We start from the raw sequence: 705 nt of genomic DNA, 5'->3' as shown, positions 1-705 counted from the left end.
TTTTTTGGTTTGACACACTTTTTTGAACATTCCCTGTTAAGATGCCTAATCTACTTTCAGCTCCTCAGTATGTAAACTGCGTGGTAAAGACTCTAATTCCTTTGCAGCACTTAAACTTTTATTTTTTGCATGTATACCAAGCTTATTGAATTCTCGAGCAGCAGGAAACACCCTTGCTTCAAGAGAGCCAGCAGTTTTATTATAATGATCAACAGCACTTTTTAAGCTCCTGCGCAAATTATCAAAGTTTTCACCCATTGTGCAAATGCGCTCATATAAAATATGACCTAGTTCACTGATTTTCTTTGCGTTTTCAGCTATCATCTCTTGCTTCCATCCATACGCTATTGCTCTCAGCAACGCAATTAGAGTGATCGGTGTTGCAATGATCACTTTTTTTTCCACTCCAATCTCTATCAAAGCAGGCTCATATTCCAGTGCTGCGCTAAAAACCCCCTCCCCTGTTAAGAAAAGCACCACAAGTTCTGGCGTATTTTCAAATTGATTCCAATACTCTTTTTTACCCAAATCATTTATGTGTTTTTTTATTGCCAGGGAATGATTCTTTAATTTCTCCTTTTGTATTTGCAAATCATTTTGTGATATAGCATCCATGTAAGAATCAAGCGGCACTTTAGCATCTATTATTATTTGCTTTCCAGATGGCATTTTGATTATTAAATCAGGACGCAATAAATTATCCTC

1 protein-coding gene is annotated in these 705 nt (G+C 36.6%); it reads right to left on the bottom strand.

Going from position 1 to position 705, the window contains the following annotated elements; translation table 11 throughout:
• Positions 1-45: 45 nt before the first annotated feature.
• The coding region (locus WG67_RS08050; RefSeq protein ID WP_458694964.1) for a DNA recombination protein RmuC at positions 46-705 on the bottom strand (660 nt) is incomplete at its 5' end.

This window comes from Wolbachia endosymbiont of Drosophila incompta, assembly GCF_001758565.1.
Classification (GTDB): domain Bacteria; phylum Pseudomonadota; class Alphaproteobacteria; order Rickettsiales; family Anaplasmataceae; genus Wolbachia; species Wolbachia pipientis.
The sequence above is the reverse complement of the archived record's forward strand: the minus strand, read 5'-3'. Positions and strand labels throughout refer to the sequence as shown.